This window comes from Flavobacterium sp. LHD-85 (genome assembly GCF_030929595.1).
Taxonomy (GTDB): Bacteria; Bacteroidota; Bacteroidia; order Flavobacteriales; family Flavobacteriaceae; genus Flavobacterium.
Genome location: NZ_JAVFVR010000009.1, coordinates 159,922 through 176,609, shown reverse-complemented (window position 1 = coordinate 176,609; position 16,688 = coordinate 159,922). Strand labels below are relative to the sequence as shown.

Genomic DNA, 16,688 nt, shown 5'->3' with positions numbered 1-16,688 from the left:
AAATATTAAATCTTTCATGAAAAAACTGTTATACAAATTCATCTTTTACAAGCTAATGGGCTGGAAGATAGCGGGAATGGAGAATGCTGAAGTAAAAAAATGTATACTTATGGTGATGCCTCATACGAGTAATCATGATTTTTATATAGGTCTTTTTACTCGTGGAATCTCTGGACTGCAGATGAATTGGGTAGGAAAGAAGGAATTGTTTCGTTTTCCGTTTGGTTATTACTTCAGAAATGTTGGTGGAGAACCATTAGATCGTTCTGGCGGATTAAATAAAGTAGATTCGATTGCGGCAATTTTTGATAGAAAAGAAGTCTTTCGTTTGGCCGTTGCTCCAGAAGGAACTCGAAAAAAAGTAAATGAATTAAAAACCGGATTTTATTTTATTGCGCTTAAAGCAAAAGTCCCAATTGTTCCTGTAGCATTTGATTGGGGCAAAAAAGAAGTAAATCTTGGCGAGCCATTTTTTCCAACTGGAAATTACGAAGCCGATTATGAAATTTTGAAAAAACACTATGATGGTGTTTTAGGTAAAATTCCAGAAAATGGAATTAGATTGTAATTTTTTATATTTTTTTCAAACGCGTGAGAATCGCATATTTGAAAATTTTCTGTACAAAGAATCAAATACGCGCTAATTTTTGCATCATGGTGAATAGGCTTTAAAAGTGCCATTTTTGTAGAATAAAACGATTTTTTCGATTTCGTCATCTTCCAAGTTAAAATCTGTATTTTTTGGAGCTGAAGATTTTTTAGTTTCTCTTTTTTCTTCTTCTGTATTTATTTCTATAGTCGAAAATAAATCATTTCCCATATTCTGATTTGATGATAGAATAGGAGAAGAAGATTTTTGGGTTTCGATTGTTTCTTCATTATTGCTTTTTGGAAAAGTTCCTTTTCCTATCAAAATCCAATATAAGTCTACATCTGGAAAAACTTCCAGAATTTTCATTACAAAATCTAAACTTGGTTTATTTCTTCCTGATAAAAGATGGGACATGCTAGAGCGTTGCACTCCAATTTTATCAGCAAAAGCAGAGGCATTTAATCCATAATATTCTAATACGGATTCTAATCTTTTTACAAAATCATCTATGTTTACCATTGTAAATTCTTGGTTTAAAATCTTCCATTTACAAATGTAAACAAAAAGAAAAGATATCCATGCATTATTGTTGCAGTTTTAATTAGAGTTCATTTTTATGTTAAATTTAAAATTTAATTAAATATTTATAATTAACTGAATTTTATTATTTTAGATATGAGTAACTAATTTAAAAACCTCAGTTAAAACAAGTTAAAGCTGCTACTGCCAAATCTCATTAAAAACTGTTTACAATTCTAAATTATTATTTTTTTGTACAGTTTACAATTGTAAAAATAAAGATGTTTACTTTTGTAAACTAATCGAAACATAATGAATTTAGAGCAGCTTTTTACACAATACAAAGAACAATCCATTTCTGGCAGATATCTAACTTTAGACCATATTAAACCGCTTTTAGATAAGTTAAATACAAATGGTCAGGTTAAGATTATTGGTACATCTGTTCTAGGTGAACCTATATATAGTTATCAAATCGGAACGGGAAAAATACGTGCTTATCTATGGTCGCAAATGCACGGAAACGAAAGCACAACAACAAAAGCTTTATTTGATTTCATCAATTTGCTGAATCACGATACTGATCTTGCTAAACAAATGTTGGATACTTTTACATTCTATTGCATTCCGATGCTTAATCCGGATGGAGCAAGACTTTATACAAGAGCTAATGCAAATGAAATAGATTTAAATCGTGACTCGCAAGATTTGACGCAGCCCGAAAGTAAAGTGCTTCGCGAAGTATTTGAAGAGTTTAAACCTGATTTTTGCTTTAATCTTCACGATCAGCGTACCATATTTGGAGCTGGGACAACTGGAAAACCAGCTACGGTATCTTTCTTGGCTCCATCTTATAATGAGGGAAGAGAAGTAAACGAAAACAGATTAAAAGCTATAAATGTCATTGCAGGAATCAATGATGAGCTTCAAAAATACATTCCAGGACAAGTTGGACGTTTTGATGACTCCTTCAATATTAATTGTATAGGAGACACTTTTCAGTTTTTAGGCGTTCCTACGATCTTATTTGAGGCAGGACACTTTCCAGAGGACTACGAGCGAGAAATTACTAGGAAATTCATATTTTTCTCGTTAATTTTAAGTTTTAAATTGATATCCGAAAACGATTTAGTTGACAATAGATTTTCCGAATATTTGAATATTTCACAAAATAATGTGGTTTTTTATGATTTTATGTATAAAAATGTCAAAATAAATTATGATGGTATCGAAATTATTACGAATTTTGTCGCACAATACAAAGAAGAATTAATCGAAAATAAGATTCATTTTAACGCTTACATTGTTGAAGTAGGCGAGTTGGAAAATTATTTTGGACACTATGAATACGACGCAAAAGGCGCAGAATATTCGGACGATTTCCAAAACTTTCCTAAAACGGGTCAAAAAGCAAATTTTTATTTAAATAAAAATGTTAAATTTGTTAACGGATTAATAAAAAGTTAATTTTTATGTGAATTTGTTGTTTTTTATATATAATTTTATACTTTGTAATAGCAATTAGTAATATTAATTAAACAATTATGAGTAAATTTCGTTTAGATGAAGTAGATCACCAGATTTTAGATATGTTAATAGACAACACGAGAGTTCCGTTTACTGACATTGCAAAAAAACTATTGATATCTGCTGGTACAGTACACGTTAGAGTTAAAAAGATGGAAGATGCCGGTATCATCATGGGATCTTCATTAGCCTTAGATTACGATAAATTAGGTTATTCATTTATTGCTTATGTAGGGGTTTTTCTTAATAATACATCTCAAACTAAATTTGTATTAGAGAGAATCAATCAAATTCCATTCGTAACTGTAGCTTCTGTAACTACAGGAAAATTCAACATCTTTTGCAAAATTAGAGCAAAAGACACTAAACACGCGAAAGAAGTTATCTTTATGATTGACGATATTGATGGTGTTTACAGAACAGAAACAATGATTTCATTAGAGGAAAGTATAAACGATAAGAAGCGTTTGATGCATACTATTTTCAAAAATATGTAAGAACTTTTCTTGAATGCTATATTAAAATATAACCTCAAGTTTATTCTTGGGGTTTTTTTATGACTAATTAACCAACCAACTATAACACGATTATGTATACGTTGCCAAAAATTGAGCGTTTTAATCAAGACGTTCTCTCAAAATACCACATTTATAATAGTGTTTTTATAACATTACCCTTTGATTCTATAGATAATACGGGAGTTTTACTTCCTTTATTTACAGAAACTTGCGAAACAGGCTTTAAAAAACAGGAAACTCCTAAAGAAATTGTTGATTTCTTCTCAAATAAATTCTTAAGTAACGCTTCTGAAGAAGAAAAAATCGATCTTATGTTTCGATTTATTCAATATATCGAGCGTCAGATTGTATTGTTTGATGCCATCGAAGATGCAGCTTTTCCAGAAGTTAACAACATGGAAGGACGTGGATCTCTTCGTGACATCAAAGAGAAATCTGATGCAAAAGAGAAAGACGACGAATTAAGCGAGTTTCTAGAAAGTTTTAATGTTCGTACCGTTCTAACGGCACACCCGACTCAGTTTTATCCTGGTCCGGTATTAGGAATTATAAATGATTTGACTGAAGCAATTCGTCAAAATGATTTGCTGCAAATAAAACAATTACTGGCTCAATTAGGAAAAACGCCTTTCATTCAGAAAGAAAAACCAAATCCTTATGACGAAGCAGTAAGTTTAATTTGGTACCTTGAAAATGTATTTTATGCTACAGCAGGAGAGATTGTACATTACCTGCAAAAAAATATTTTAGAAGGAAATCCAATTCACAACCAATTGATCAAACTTGGTTTCTGGCCAGGGGGTGACCGTGACGGAAATCCTTTTGTTACTACAGACATTACACTTAAAGTTGCAGATCGCTTACGCACTTCAATTTTAAAGTGCTATTATGTTGAAATGAGAAATCTAAAGCGTAAGCTAACTTTCTCTGGTGTAGACGATTTAGTGGCTGAACTTGAACATAAACTTTATCGTTCTGTATTCTATTCTAAAGGAGATATTTTTATCACATTAGATGAATTATTAACGCAACTGAACAAAATTCGAACTATAATTATTGAGAAACATCAATCTTTATATTTGGATGAATTGGATGCGCTTTTAGTAAAAATTAATTTATTCGGATTCCATTTTGCGACTTTAGATATTCGTCAAAACAGCAAAATTCATAATGCGGTTTTCAAGGATGTTGTAAATTACTATTTGAATTCTGGTTCAGATGTTTTTCCTAAAAATTATTACGAATTGACGGAAGATCAAAAAATTGATGTTTTATCAAAAATTAAAGGAAATCTAAATCCAGCTGATTTTGAAAATGAAATAACTAGATATACTTTAGAATCTGTTCAAGCTATTAAAACGATTCAGCAAAACAATGGTGAAGAAGGAGCAAACCGTTATATTATTAGTAATAACGAAAGTGCACTAAATGTTATGGAAACTTTTGCTATGATTCGTTTGAATAATTGGGAAAAACCAACAGTAGATATTATTCCGCTATTTGAATCTGTAGACGATTTACAAAATGCACATACTATTATGGAGCAATTGTACACAAATCCAGAATATGCTAAACATTTGAAATCGAGAGGGAACAAGCAGACTATCATGCTTGGATTCTCTGATGGAACTAAAGATGGCGGTTATTTAATGGCAAACTGGAGTATTTATCAAGCTAAAATTTCGTTGACTAAGATTTCTAGAGAATACGGAATTAAAGCGATTTTCTTTGACGGACGTGGCGGACCTCCAGCTCGTGGCGGTGGAAAAACACATAAATTCTATGCGTCTCTTGGTCCAAAAATTGAAAACAACGAAATTCAGATTACGGTTCAAGGTCAAACGATCAGCTCTAATTTTGGAACTTTAGATTCTTGCCGTTATAATATTGAGAACTTATTAAGTGCAGGTGTTACTAATCAAGTTTTTAGTAAAGAGAAGAATGAACTGACTGCAGATGAAACTCAAATTTTGACTGATTTGGCTAATTTAGGTTATGACAAATATTTAAGCTTCAAAAATCATCCGAAGTTTATTCCGTACTTAGAAAAAATGAGTACGCTGAAATATTACTCAAAAACTAACATTGGAAGTCGTCCTTCAAAAAGAAGCAAATCTGAATCATTGGATTTTGCCGATTTAAGGGCTATTCCGTTTGTGGGTTCATGGAGCCAGTTAAAACAAAACGTTCCTGGATTCTTTGGAGTAGGTTCTGCTTTAAGACATTTTGAGGAATCAGGACAATGGGATAAAGTAAGCGATTTGTATCATAATTCACTATTTTTCAAAACATTGCTTGAAAATAGTATGATGTCATTAGCAAAATCTTTCTTGCCATTGACAGCTTACATGAAAAATGATCCTGAGTTTGGTGAATTCTGGCAGATTATCTACGATGAATTCTCAGAAACAAAACGTCTTTTATTGAAAATTGCTGGTCATAAAACATTAATGGAAAATTATCCTGATGGTATTGCCTCAATTCAGATTAGAGAGCGTATTGTTTTACCGTTGTTGACTATTCAGCAATATGCTTTATTGAGAATTAATGAGCTAAATAAAGCGGAAAAGCCAAATGAAGAATTAGTTAAAGTTTATGAGAAAATCGTAACGAGATCATTATTTGGAAATACTAACGCAAGTAGAAACTCAGCTTAAAATATAAAAATGAGAGCAGCAGAATTATTAGACAATGAATATTCAGGCCATTTTGGTACTTATATCAAAGCGGCTGGCGATGGAATTTTAATTGAAGAATTGGAAATTTCGCTTCACGAGTTTATCCGATTTGTACAAAATATTCCAATAGACAAATTTGATTATCGTTATGCCGAAGGAAAATGGACTATAAAAGACATTATTCAGCATGTTATCGATACAGAACGAATTTTTGCCTATCGTGCTTTACGTTTTTCAAGAAACGACAAAACGCCTTTGCCAAGTTTTGAAGAAAATGATTATGCAGATAATACCAATTCAAACAGCAGAAGCATTCAAGATTTATTAACTGAATTTTCGGCTGTGAGACATTCTAATTTGTTGTTTTATAAAAGCTTATCTGAGGAACAGCTTAAAAGAATTGGAACTGCATCAAATAATCCGATTTCTGTTCGCGCTTTAGGTTTTGTAATGATTGGACATCAAAAACATCACCAAAAAGTTTTTGAAGAAAGATATTTGTAAAAATTGAATACTTTAAAATTTAAAATCCCAAATTCCAATTTCGTTGGAGTTTGGGATTTTTTTTGATTTTACATTTAGTAAACCCGACAGGTTTTTAAAACCTGTCGGGTTTGGTGCTTAACTAATCTTAGTGGAGTTTCTAGTGTGATCTTTCTTTCGTCAAGATGACAAAACTCATTTAAGTTTTCTCTCCAAAAAGGCCAAACCAAACCGGATTTTATCATAAGACATTTTCTCTTCGAAAAAATCGTAATAAGGCCTTAATGCATTTGGATTCTCTAATTCTATCTGAGCTTTTTCTATTTGCAGAATTTCATCTTCAGAAACAAACTGGCTTAAATCTAAATCATGGCCATCAACATATAATTTCGCCAAATGTGAAATAATTGTAGTTGGACTCAAATCTCGCTGTTCTGCTATTTCTTCGACCGAAACTCCATTCTGAAATAACTGTAGCGTTTTTTTATAGGTGTTGTCTTTTTTCTCTTTTTTGACAACAGATTTATTTCTTTCAAACTCAATAATGGCCTTGATGAAATCTGCTCCATATTTTTCCAGTTTTGCTTTTCCAACACCTTCCACTGCAAGGAACTCTTCGTCGCTCATTGGCCTTAAGATTTCCATTTGACGCAAAGAAGCATCGCTAAAAATAACATAAGCTGGAACTTCTTCTTCCTGTGCAATTTCATAACGCAATTTGCGAAGTGTTTCAAACAAAGAGTTTTTAGCTGCTTTTGGTTTTGCTTCTTTAGCTTCACTTTTATCAATTATTTTCTTAACAACTGTCGTCAGCTTTACTTTTTCACCTTCAAACAAAACTTTCTTTGCAAAAGGAGTAAGCAAGATTTTATTATGCTGATGAAATGCAATTTCGCAATAACCTAAATTGATAAGCTGAATAAGGTATTGATTCCAATCGTACCAAGAAACATCAGCTCCAATTCCGTACGTTTTTAGCTCTTGATAATTTTTTTCGTAGATATACGCGTTTCTCGAGCCTCTCAAAAAATCGACAATTACAGCCAAAGGCTCAGATTCTTTCAAACGTACAATGGCAGACAAAGCTTTTTGTGCGAGAATCGTCCCATCGAAAAAAGTTGGCGGATTTTTGCAAATATCGCAGTTTCCGCAATTCTCAGTAACCAATTCGCCAAAATAAGATAGCAGAATTTTTCTTCGGCAGCTTACAGCATCAGCGTATTGTTTCATACGATCTAATTTTGCAAGCTGAATATCAGAGTTCAATCCTTCAGAAGCAAATTTCTGCAACTGAATCACATCTGCATAGCTTTCAAACAAAACCGTTTCGGCAGGAAGACCATCACGGCCAGCACGCCCAATTTCCTGATAGTATCCTTCTATATTTTTTGGAAGATTGTAATGAATTACCCAACGAACATTAGATTTGTCAATTCCCATCCCGAAAGCAATTGTTGCGCAAACCACCTGACAATCATCATTTATAAATTGATCCTGAGTTTTAGCACGAGTTTCATTGTCTAAACCAGCATGATAAGCTTTCGCTTCAATTCCGTTTTTCCCCAATTTTTCAGAAAGCTCTTCTGTTGCTTTACGGCTTAAACAATAAATAATTCCCGATTCATTTGGTTTGTTTTCAATAAAATCAATTATTTGTTTCACACGATCTAAAGCTGGTCGAACTTCAAGACTTAGGTTTTTACGATCAAAAGACGCAATAAATGTCTTTGGATTCTTGAGGTTTAATTGTTTGGATATGTCTGTTCGAGTCGCTTTATCAGCTGTAGCAGTTAATGCTAAGATTGGAGTAGAAGGGAAGCGGCTTTTTAGATATCCTAAATTAGTATATGCAGGTCTAAAATCATGTCCCCAAGACGAAATACAATGCGCTTCGTCAATTGCAATTAAACTAATATTCAATTCGCTGAAAGCCATATCCAGATAAGAAAGGCTTTCTGGTGCAACGTAGACTAACTTAAAATGATTTGATTTTAAATTGTCTATATAATATTGCTGTTCTTGTGATGATTGTGTGCTATTAATATAACAAGCAGAAATTCCGTTTGTTTTCAAACTATCAACCTGATCTTTCATTAAAGCAATCAGAGGTGATATTACAATGGTAATTCCTGGCAAGATTAAAGCAGGTAGCTGAAAACAGATCGATTTTCCTCCGCCTGTTGGCATAATTGCCAATGCGTCTTGTCCAGCTAATACAGTGTTGATTATGGTTTCTTGATTAGGTCTGAACTTTTCAAAACCAAAATTTTCTTTTAATGTAGCGTGTAGAATTTCTGAAGTCATAGGCATGTATTTTTTGCTTAAGATTTAAATGTAAAAATAATCCTATAAAAATAAAAATATAATTGGTTGAATTGTATTGTTTTGTTATAAAAAAAGGAACTCCAGATAGAGTTCCTTTTTTTTATTCAAAAGAAAATGAATTAATCTTCATCATCTTCGTCTTCTTCATCATAATCAGTGTCTGCTTTATCATCATCATCGTCATCATCGTCGCCACCATCAGTATCTGGCTTGTCGTGATTATCATCGTCATCATCGTCGTCACTAATATCATCATCAAGATCTATACCTTTAACTGGCGCAATTGCATCTACATCAACATCTAAATCGTCATCTTCATCGTAGTTTTCAATTCTGTCAGCAAGTTTAGTACTAATTTTTACTAAGTAAATAGTGTCTTCAGTACGAACTTCAACAGCTTCAACCAATTCGTTTTTAGCATTTCTAAAACGGATTACATCCGAATCATCATAACCATCAGGAAATTTTTCAACCAAAAGGTTTAAAATTTCGTTGGTAAGTTTGGCGTAGTCTACTATAACTCTTTTCATAAATTATCTTATAAATCTAATAAGTATGCAAAAATTAACGGAGCAACAATTGTAGCATCCGATTCAATAATAAATTTTGGTGTTTTGATGTCTAATTTGCCCCAAGTGATTTTTTCATTTGGAACTGCCCCAGAGTAAGAACCATAACTAGTTGTTGAATCTGAGATTTGGCAGAAATAACTCCAAAATGGAACATCGTGCATCTCCATATCTTGGTATAGCATAGGCACCACACAGATAGGGAAGTCACCCGCGATACCACCACCGATTTGGAAGAATCCAATTCCGTTTGAACTGTTTCTAGAATACCAATCCGCAAGGAAAGTCATGTATTCAATTCCAGATTTCATGGTAGACGCTTTTAATTCTCCTTTAATTACGTATGAAGCAAAGATGTTACCCATCGTACTATCTTCCCATCCTGGAACGATAATCGGTAAGTTTTTCTCTGCAGCTGCATACATCCAGCTATCTTTTAGATCAATTTCGTAATACTCTTCTAAAACGCCAGACAATAACATTTTATACATAAATTCGTGTGGGAAGTAACGTTCTCCTTTGTCGTCAGCATCTTTCCAAATTTTGTAAATATGTTTTTGTAAACGACGGAAAGCTTCATGCTCAGGAATACAAGTGTCTGTAACACGGTTTAATCCTCTTTCTAATAAAGCCCATTCGTCTTCTGGTGTCAAATCACGGTAGTTAGGAACTCTCTCGTAGTGAGAATGAGCTACTAAATTCATGATATCTTCTTCTAAGTTTGCTCCAGTACATGAAATAATATGCACTTTGTCTTGTCTGATTACTTCGGCAAAAATTTTACCAATTTCTGCTGTACTCATTGCGCCAGCCATACTTACCAGCATCTTTGCACCATCGGCTAATTGCTGTTCGTATGCCTTTGCAGCATCTACTAACGAAGCAGAGTTAAAATGCAAATAATGTTTTTCAATAAACTGACTGATTGGTCCTTTCATTTTTTTGTTTTTTTGAATTAAAAAGTTTAACCTTTTTGGATGTTAATGCAAATTAAGAATTTTTTAAGAAAAACTATAACTTAATCTGCCGTTTTTTTTACACCTTTTTTTTGTAGCCTAGAATCTTTAAAACATCGTCTGAAGTCTGTTGTTCTGAGAACACTTCGGTTGCCAGAATTCCATTTTCATCACGATCAATTAAGATATGTTTTGGCTGCGGAATCAAACAGTGGTGCAAACCGCCGTATCCTCCAATTGTTTCTTGATAAGCGCCAGTATTAAAGAAACCAATATACAAAGGCTTCTCTTTGTTGTACTTAGGCAGATAAATGGCGTTCATGTTTTGCTCAGAATTGTAATAGTCGTCACTATCACAAGTAAGACCTCCTAACAGAACCCGCTCGTATGTATCATTCCAGCGGTTGATAGCCAGCATGATAAAACGTTTATTTATAGCCCAAGTGTCTGGTAAAGTGGTAATGAAAGATGAGTCGATCATATTCCATTTTTCTCTATCATTTTGTTGTTTTTGATACAAAATCTGATAGATTGCACCACCGCTTTCACCTACAGTAAATGATCCAAATTCCGTAAAAATATTTGGAACATCAACTTCAGCTTCATCACAAGCAATTTTAATCTGATTGATAATTTCATCAATCATATATTGATAATCATATTCAAAGGCAAGTGAATTCTTAATTGGGAAACCACCACCGATGTTCAGACCGTCTAGAGTAGGGCACTCTTTCTTAAGAGCAATGTATACTTTAATACATTTTACAAGCTCATTCCAATAATATGATGTATCGTTAATTCCAGTATTGATAAAGAAGTGAAGCATTTTCAGCTCTAATTTATCATTCTCCTGAATTTGTTTTTTATAGAAAGAAACTATGTTCTTGTAACCAATACCTAATCTTGAAGTATAAAACTCAAATTTAGGTTCTTCTTCAGCAGCAATACGGATTCCGATTTTGAACTTTCCTTTAATTTCTGCTTGAAGCAAATCTAACTCTTCGTAGTTATCAATAATCGGAATAGTATTTTTATGTCCGTTGTTGATTAATCTACCAATGTTAGTAATGTATTCGTCTCTTTTAAAACCGTTACAGATTACATACGTACTTTTGTTGATTTTTCCATTTTCCAATAAATTCTCCACAATATTAACATCAAAAGCAGATGAAGTCTCAATGTGAATGTTATTCTTGAAAGCTTCGTTCATAATGTATTCAAAATGAGAGCTTTTTGTACAATAGCAATAGTAATATTTAGCGTCGTATTTATTCTTTTCCATTGATTTTCTGAACCATGCTTTTGCTTTATTGATGTTTTCAGAAATCTGAGGAAGGTAAGTAAACTTTAATGGCGTACCATATTGCTCAACCAATTTCATCAAATCGATATTATGAAACTGAAGGTTGTCTTTGTTTAGTTTAAATTCCTCTTGCGGAAAGTAGTATGTTTGGTTTATTAGATCAGAATATTTTGTATTCATTTATTTGTCAATGTTTAGAGATTGTAATTATAATTTAATTTAGGCTTTTGGGGACTTAATCTTAAATTCAAACTCTAATATTGGCAAATATAATAGGCAGTTTTTCATGCTCTGCTTTTGTACATTGGAAAACATCAAAACAGAAAGGGCTTTTACTATTATAGAAACGGTTCAACATTCTTAATAAAGAACTGTTGAGTCTGTTTCTGTAAGAGCTGAAGTGCCTTTGCTGATTCTTTGTTTTCATGGCGCAAATGTAAAAAATAATATATACCAAATGCAATGCTTTTGATTAAAAAAAGTTTAAGATTTATAATCCTCAAACGCTTCTAGAATCAATTTATTTTCAACGGATTGGTTAATTTTAATTTTTCCGATTCCTTCAATTAATGCAAATTGAATTAAACCGTATTCATTTTTTTTGTCGTGAATTAACAATTCTAAGATCGGATCAATGTCATTTTCTTCAAAAATCACATCATCATAAATATCTTTTATTACGGCTTTGATTTCTCTATATTCTTCTGCAGAAATTAATCCCTTTTGAAGCGAAATGTAGCTTTCTAAAATCATTCCAACCGCGATTGCTTCACCATGCAGCAAAGTGGTTTTTTCTTCGCTTTCCAAGAAATACCCTTCAATAGCATGTCCTAAAGTATGCCCAAAATTTAAGGCTTTACGAATGTTTTTCTCCGTTGGGTCCTGAATAACGATTTCATTCTTAATTTCAACAGAACGATAAATCAATTGATCTAATTCGTCAAAAACAATTGATTTTAAATCTGAAAATTGTCTCCAGTAAGGTGCGTCATATATTAAACCATGTTTTAGCATTTCTGCCAATCCAGAACGCATTTCGCTTTGAGGTAATGTTTCTAAGTATTGCGTATCAATTAATACCATTTGCGGTACATTAATAACACCAATCTGATTTTTAAGATTTCCTAAATCGACACCTGTTTTTCCTCCTACAGAAGCATCAACCATAGATAATAGAGTAGTAGGGATATTGATAAAATCTACACCTCTTTTAAACGTAGAAGCGACAAAACCTCCTAAGTCGGTTACAACGCCTCCTCCTAAATTAATGATAAGTGATTTTCTATCTGCCCCAAGTTCTGTCAAAATATTCCAGATCTCAATACAAGTTTCGATATTTTTATTTGCTTCTCCAGCTTCAAATTCAATGATTTCGATTGCTAAATCGGTTTCTAGAAGAGGAATAAATTTAGATAAACAATACTCATTGGTCTGATCATCAACAATTATAAATATATTAGAATATTTACTTTCTCTTAAATGTTTATTTAAAGCTTCGTAAGCATTCTCATTAAAATGTACGAGATAATTATTGGCTTGAATAGATTGCATAATTCTTTAGTTAATTGAAAGCACAAAATAAGGCATTTTAAACTAAAATATATTCAAACTTTATCGCTAATTTGTTTAAAATGTAGGTTTGCATCTTTAAATTTAAAATAAAACTCTTCAAGAAATAAATATTTACATCATAAATTAACAATTGCGATGTTCTTGTTAAGAATATTGAAAAATATGATACCGTTTAGTGAAAAATATTCAAAACACTCTCTATATTTGCATAAAAAATAAATTTTAATGGAAAAGATATTCGATAACACACAGGTTGCATTTTCACTAAAGAGTGACACGGAACTTGATAGAGCTTATTTTCTTTTCAAAATGATTGACAGCGAGCCTTTAGTAAGAATTGGGACTGCTGTAACTAATTTTGCAATTAAAGCTCATTTACCAGTAGAAGGATTAATTAGAGCAACTGTTTTTGACCATTTTTGCGGTGGTGTAAACGAGAATGACTGTCTTTCTGTAGTCGACAAAATGTTTACAAAAGGAGTTTCTTCTGTTTTAGACTATTCAGTTGAAGGAAAAGAAGAAGAGGAGCAATTTGACGCTGCTTTAGAAATGACTTTAAGAACAGTAGATTTTGCTAAGGAACGTTTAGCGATCCCGTTTGCTGTATTTAAACCAACAGGTTTAGGACGTTTTGAATTGTATGAAAAATTAGGAGAGAAACAAACTTTAAACCCAGCTGAACAAGCAGAATGGGATAGAGTAGTAGCCCGTTTTGATAAAATATGCAGTGAAGCGCATAAAAAAGATGTTGCTTTATTAATTGATGGTGAAGAAAGCTGGATGCAAGACGCTGCCGATGATCTGGTAACAGAAATGATGCGTAAATACAATAAAGAAAAAGCAATTGTATTTAACACTTTGCAAATGTACCGCTGGGATCGTTTAGATTATCTTAAAAAACTTCATGAAGTGGCTAAAACTGAAGGTTTTTATATCGGAATGAAATTAGTTCGCGGTGCTTATATGGAAAAAGAAAACAAAAGAGCCGAAGAAAAAGGGTATGTTTCTCCAATCTGTGTTTCTAAAGAAGCAACTGATGTAAATTATGATAATGCTGTACAATATATGTTAGAGCATATTGATAAAATGGCCATTTTTGCTGGAACTCACAACGAATTAAGTTCTTATAAATTAATGGAAATGATGGCTCAGAAAGGAATTGCTAAAAACGATTCTAGAATCTGGTTCGGCCAATTATATGGAATGAGTGATAATATTAGCTATAACTTAGCTCAAAACGGTTATAATGTTGCCAAATACTTGCCATTCGGACCTGTAAAAGATGTTATGCCATATTTGATTCGTCGTGCAGAAGAAAATACTTCTGTAGCAGGTCAAACAAGCCGTGAATTATCTATGATTAAAGCAGAACGTAAACGTAGAAAAGGGAAATAAATTAATTATAAATTCCAATTTTTTAAATTCCAAATTCCAAAACATTTATAAATCTGACTGGCTTTTAAAACCCGTCGGATTTACTTTAAATAATATAAAAAACTCCGTTTGCAATACAAACGGAGTTTTTTATTGGAATTTGGAATTTAAAATTAAGAGTTACTAAACTGCAAGTTGCTTAAATTCTTATAAATTCCGTTTTCTAAGTTTATCAATTCTTGATGCGTTCCTTCTTCAGAGATTTTTCCGTTATCTAAAACTAGGATTTTGTCTGCATTTCTAATTGTTGAAAGACGGTGCGCAATAATAATGCTTGTTCTTCCTTCCATTAAGACTTCTAGGGCTTCTTGAACTAATTTTTCGCTTTCGCTATCCAAAGACGATGTTGCTTCATCTAGAATTAAAATACTTGGATTTTTAAGCAACGCTCTCGCAATAGCAATACGCTGGCGCTGTCCTCCAGAAAGTTTAACACCTCGTTCTCCAACCAAAGTTTCAAATTTCTCAGGGAAACCATCAACAAAATTGAACGCATTGGCTTGTTTTGCAGCTGCTATAATTTCTTCTTCTGAAGCGTTTGGATTTCCATAGGCAATATTTTCTCTAATGGTTCCACCAAATAAAATTACGTCTTGAGGGACGATACTCATATTTCCGCGTAGATCTTCTAAATCGTAGTCGTGGATATTTTTCCCGTCAACTAAAATCTCTCCAGAAGTAATGTCGTAAAAACGTAATAGAAGAGAAGAAATAGTAGATTTTCCAGCGCCACTTGGTCCAACGATCGCTATTTTCTGACCGAATTCTGCATTGAAATTAACGTCTTTTAAAACTTGAACCTCTTTTCTCGAAGGATAGCTAAAAGCAACATTGTTGAAAACTACATTTCCTTTTATTTTCTCAACAGCAGTAAGCCTTGGTTTGGCATTGATTTCTTCAGGGGTTTCTTCTAATAATTCGAAAACACGTTCTGTTGCACCAACTGCTTTTTGAATCTGGGCATACATTTCGGCAATTCCACCAAAAGACGCGCCGATAAAAGTAGTGTATAAGACAAACGAAATTAAATCTCCAACACCTTCAACTTCTCCTTTAATTGTTAAGGTGATTCCGTACCAAACTACAGCAACAACACATCCGAAAAGACAAAGGATAATGAACGAAGCAAAATAACCTCTGTATTGACCACCTTTAATAGCAATCTTTACAATTTCTCTGATTTTATTTTTATAACGCTGAATTTCATACCATTCGTTAGCAAATGCCTTAACATTGCTAATTCCTTGTAAAGTTTCTTCAACGATAACTTGACTTTCGGCAACTTTATCTTGCGTTTTTTTTCCGTATTTCCGAATAAATCTTCCAAAGATTACAGCTGCAACCGCCACCACAGGCACAATTGCCAGCATCATTAAGGTTAATTTTGGACTAATGCTTCCTAAGATTACAAAACCTCCAATAATTAAAATAAACTGACGTAAAAACTCTGCAATTGTTGTACTGAAAGTATCTTGCAACTGCGAAATATCAGCACTGATTCTACTATTTAGTTCTCCAACACGTTTTTGAGAATAAAAAGACATTGGCAACTTTATCAGATTCTCGTATAAAGCAAAACGAATGTTCGATAGCGAGTTTTCTGTAAAATTCACAAATAATGAAATTCTGAAGAAAGAAAAAATTGCCTGAAGCCCAAGAATTGCTATTAAACCTAAAGCAATTTCATTTGCTCTAGAAAGGTTTTTATTGGTAACGCAATCTACAAGCATTCCCATTAGTTTAGGAAAAGCTAGGGCAGTGGCGCTTGTTAAAAAGAGAAAAATCAAACCTAGGAAGAATTTCCATTTGTGGTTTTTAGCGTATTTAAAAATTCGGAGAGCTTTTTGAAGGGAGTTAGAGTTTAATTTAGCTTTCGGTAAATCATTTTCTTGGAATCTTGCCATTTGAATATACAATTAAGGTATGCAAATGTATGACTAAGTCGAATTACTACAAAGGAATATTAAGAATTAGAGCTCTCAATTTGACTTTTTAACGAAATTATAAGAAAAGAGTAAAAGAGTCTTATTTTATCAGGTTCGAAAAGTATGCTTGTTTTTCTAAGGCTTACAGATGTAAAATCTAACCGCATGCTTTTGCCTGTGTTTATTAAAATCAAGTATATTTACGCATAGTTTTAGATTAAAAAAACGCTAGTTTTGAGTACTTTATAACTTTTCTTTTAAAACTTGTATTAGCCTAATCTCAAATA

General features: G+C 32.7%; 13 protein-coding genes. 6 read left to right on the top strand and 7 right to left on the bottom strand.

Annotated features, from left to right (window positions below; all coding sequences use genetic code 11):
* The first annotated feature begins 16 nt into the window (after nt 1-16).
* Nucleotides 17-568, top strand: a complete 552-nt coding sequence (locus RB618_RS16045; protein WP_308069663.1) for a 1-acyl-sn-glycerol-3-phosphate acyltransferase — start codon at nt 17-19, stop codon at nt 566-568.
* 84 nt (nt 569-652) lie between these two features.
* Here the strand turns inward: RB618_RS16045 and RB618_RS16040 are convergent, their stop codons facing one another.
* On the bottom strand, nt 653-1,111 hold the full coding sequence (locus RB618_RS16040; RefSeq protein ID WP_308069662.1) for a helix-turn-helix transcriptional regulator: 459 nt from the start codon (nt 1,109-1,111) through the stop codon (nt 653-655).
* 312 nt (nt 1,112-1,423) lie between these two features.
* On the opposite strand from RB618_RS16040, the gene RB618_RS16035 reads away from it, so the two are divergent.
* The 4 genes from RB618_RS16035 to RB618_RS16020 all read left to right on the top strand — a co-directional run bounded on the left by RB618_RS16035 (nt 1,424) and on the right by RB618_RS16020 (nt 6,338).
* Entirely contained in the window at nt 1,424-2,578 is a 1,155-nt protein-coding gene (locus tag RB618_RS16035; RefSeq protein ID WP_308069661.1) for a M14 family metallopeptidase, read from the top strand.
* Nucleotides 2,579-2,655: 77 nt separating this feature from the next.
* On the top strand, nt 2,656-3,135 hold the full coding sequence (locus tag RB618_RS16030) for an Lrp/AsnC family transcriptional regulator (protein WP_008468989.1): 480 nt from the start codon (nt 2,656-2,658) through the stop codon (nt 3,133-3,135).
* A gap of 92 nt (nt 3,136-3,227) precedes the next feature.
* On the top strand, nt 3,228-5,813 hold the full coding sequence (locus RB618_RS16025) for a phosphoenolpyruvate carboxylase (RefSeq protein ID WP_308069660.1): 2,586 nt from the start codon (nt 3,228-3,230) through the stop codon (nt 5,811-5,813).
* Between the two features lie 9 nt (nt 5,814-5,822).
* Nucleotides 5,823-6,338: a DinB family protein gene (locus RB618_RS16020; protein WP_308069659.1), complete on the top strand. Its 516-nt coding sequence runs from the start codon at nt 5,823-5,825 to the stop codon at nt 6,336-6,338.
* Between the two features lie 174 nt (nt 6,339-6,512).
* On the opposite strand, the gene recQ is transcribed toward RB618_RS16020, so the two are convergent.
* The 5 genes from recQ to aroB all read right to left on the bottom strand — a co-directional run bounded on the left by recQ (nt 6,513) and on the right by aroB (nt 13,021).
* Complete coding sequence (gene recQ / locus RB618_RS16015) at nt 6,513-8,621, bottom strand: DNA helicase RecQ (RefSeq protein WP_308069658.1); 2,109 nt, start codon at nt 8,619-8,621, stop codon at nt 6,513-6,515.
* Between the two features lie 140 nt (nt 8,622-8,761).
* Complete coding sequence (locus tag RB618_RS16010; protein ID WP_274256781.1) at nt 8,762-9,172, bottom strand: DNA primase; 411 nt, start codon at nt 9,170-9,172, stop codon at nt 8,762-8,764.
* Nucleotides 9,173-9,180: 8 nt separating this feature from the next.
* Nucleotides 9,181-10,149: a deoxyhypusine synthase family protein gene (locus RB618_RS16005; protein WP_308069657.1), complete on the bottom strand. Its 969-nt coding sequence runs from the start codon at nt 10,147-10,149 to the stop codon at nt 9,181-9,183.
* A gap of 97 nt (nt 10,150-10,246) precedes the next feature.
* Entirely contained in the window at nt 10,247-11,650 is a 1,404-nt protein-coding gene (locus RB618_RS16000; RefSeq protein WP_308069656.1) for an arginine decarboxylase, read from the bottom strand.
* A 303-nt stretch (nt 11,651-11,953) separates the two neighbouring features.
* Nucleotides 11,954-13,021 (bottom strand): 3-dehydroquinate synthase, encoded by a 1,068-nt coding sequence (gene aroB, locus RB618_RS15995; RefSeq protein WP_308069655.1) that lies wholly within the window; start codon nt 13,019-13,021, stop codon nt 11,954-11,956.
* Nucleotides 13,022-13,267: 246 nt separating this feature from the next.
* Here aroB and RB618_RS15990 point away from each other — a divergent pair, with 246 nt between their 5' ends.
* On the top strand, nt 13,268-14,437 hold the full coding sequence (locus RB618_RS15990) for a proline dehydrogenase family protein (RefSeq protein WP_308069654.1): 1,170 nt from the start codon (nt 13,268-13,270) through the stop codon (nt 14,435-14,437).
* A gap of 152 nt (nt 14,438-14,589) precedes the next feature.
* Here the strand turns inward: RB618_RS15990 and RB618_RS15985 are convergent, their stop codons facing one another.
* Complete coding sequence (locus tag RB618_RS15985; protein ID WP_308069653.1) at nt 14,590-16,380, bottom strand: ABC transporter transmembrane domain-containing protein; 1,791 nt, start codon at nt 16,378-16,380, stop codon at nt 14,590-14,592.
* Nucleotides 16,381-16,688 lie beyond the last annotated feature (308 nt).

Bases quoted from the DNA above. Each gene is read 5' to 3' on its own strand.
- RB618_RS16010 (WP_274256781.1), bottom strand. From the start codon at position 9,172: ATGAAAAGAGTTATAGTAGACTACGCCAAACTTACCAACGAAATTTTA.
- RB618_RS16035 (WP_308069661.1), top strand. From the start codon at position 1,424: ATGAATTTAGAGCAGCTTTTTACACAATACAAAGAACAATCCATTTCT.
- RB618_RS16030 (WP_008468989.1), top strand. From the start codon at position 2,656: ATGAGTAAATTTCGTTTAGATGAAGTAGATCACCAGATTTTAGATATG.
- recQ (WP_308069658.1), bottom strand. From the start codon at position 8,621: ATGACTTCAGAAATTCTACACGCTACATTAAAAGAAAATTTTGGTTTT.
- RB618_RS16000 (WP_308069656.1), bottom strand. From the start codon at position 11,650: ATGAATACAAAATATTCTGATCTAATAAACCAAACATACTACTTTCCG.
- RB618_RS15990 (WP_308069654.1), top strand. From the start codon at position 13,268: ATGGAAAAGATATTCGATAACACACAGGTTGCATTTTCACTAAAGAGT.
- RB618_RS15985 (WP_308069653.1), bottom strand. From the start codon at position 16,380: ATGGCAAGATTCCAAGAAAATGATTTACCGAAAGCTAAATTAAACTCT.
- RB618_RS16025 (WP_308069660.1), top strand. From the start codon at position 3,228: ATGTATACGTTGCCAAAAATTGAGCGTTTTAATCAAGACGTTCTCTCA.
- RB618_RS16020 (WP_308069659.1), top strand. From the start codon at position 5,823: ATGAGAGCAGCAGAATTATTAGACAATGAATATTCAGGCCATTTTGGT.
- RB618_RS16040 (WP_308069662.1), bottom strand. From the start codon at position 1,111: ATGGTAAACATAGATGATTTTGTAAAAAGATTAGAATCCGTATTAGAA.
- RB618_RS16045 (WP_308069663.1), top strand. From the start codon at position 17: ATGAAAAAACTGTTATACAAATTCATCTTTTACAAGCTAATGGGCTGG.
- RB618_RS16005 (WP_308069657.1), bottom strand. From the start codon at position 10,149: ATGAAAGGACCAATCAGTCAGTTTATTGAAAAACATTATTTGCATTTT.
- aroB (WP_308069655.1), bottom strand. From the start codon at position 13,021: ATGCAATCTATTCAAGCCAATAATTATCTCGTACATTTTAATGAGAAT.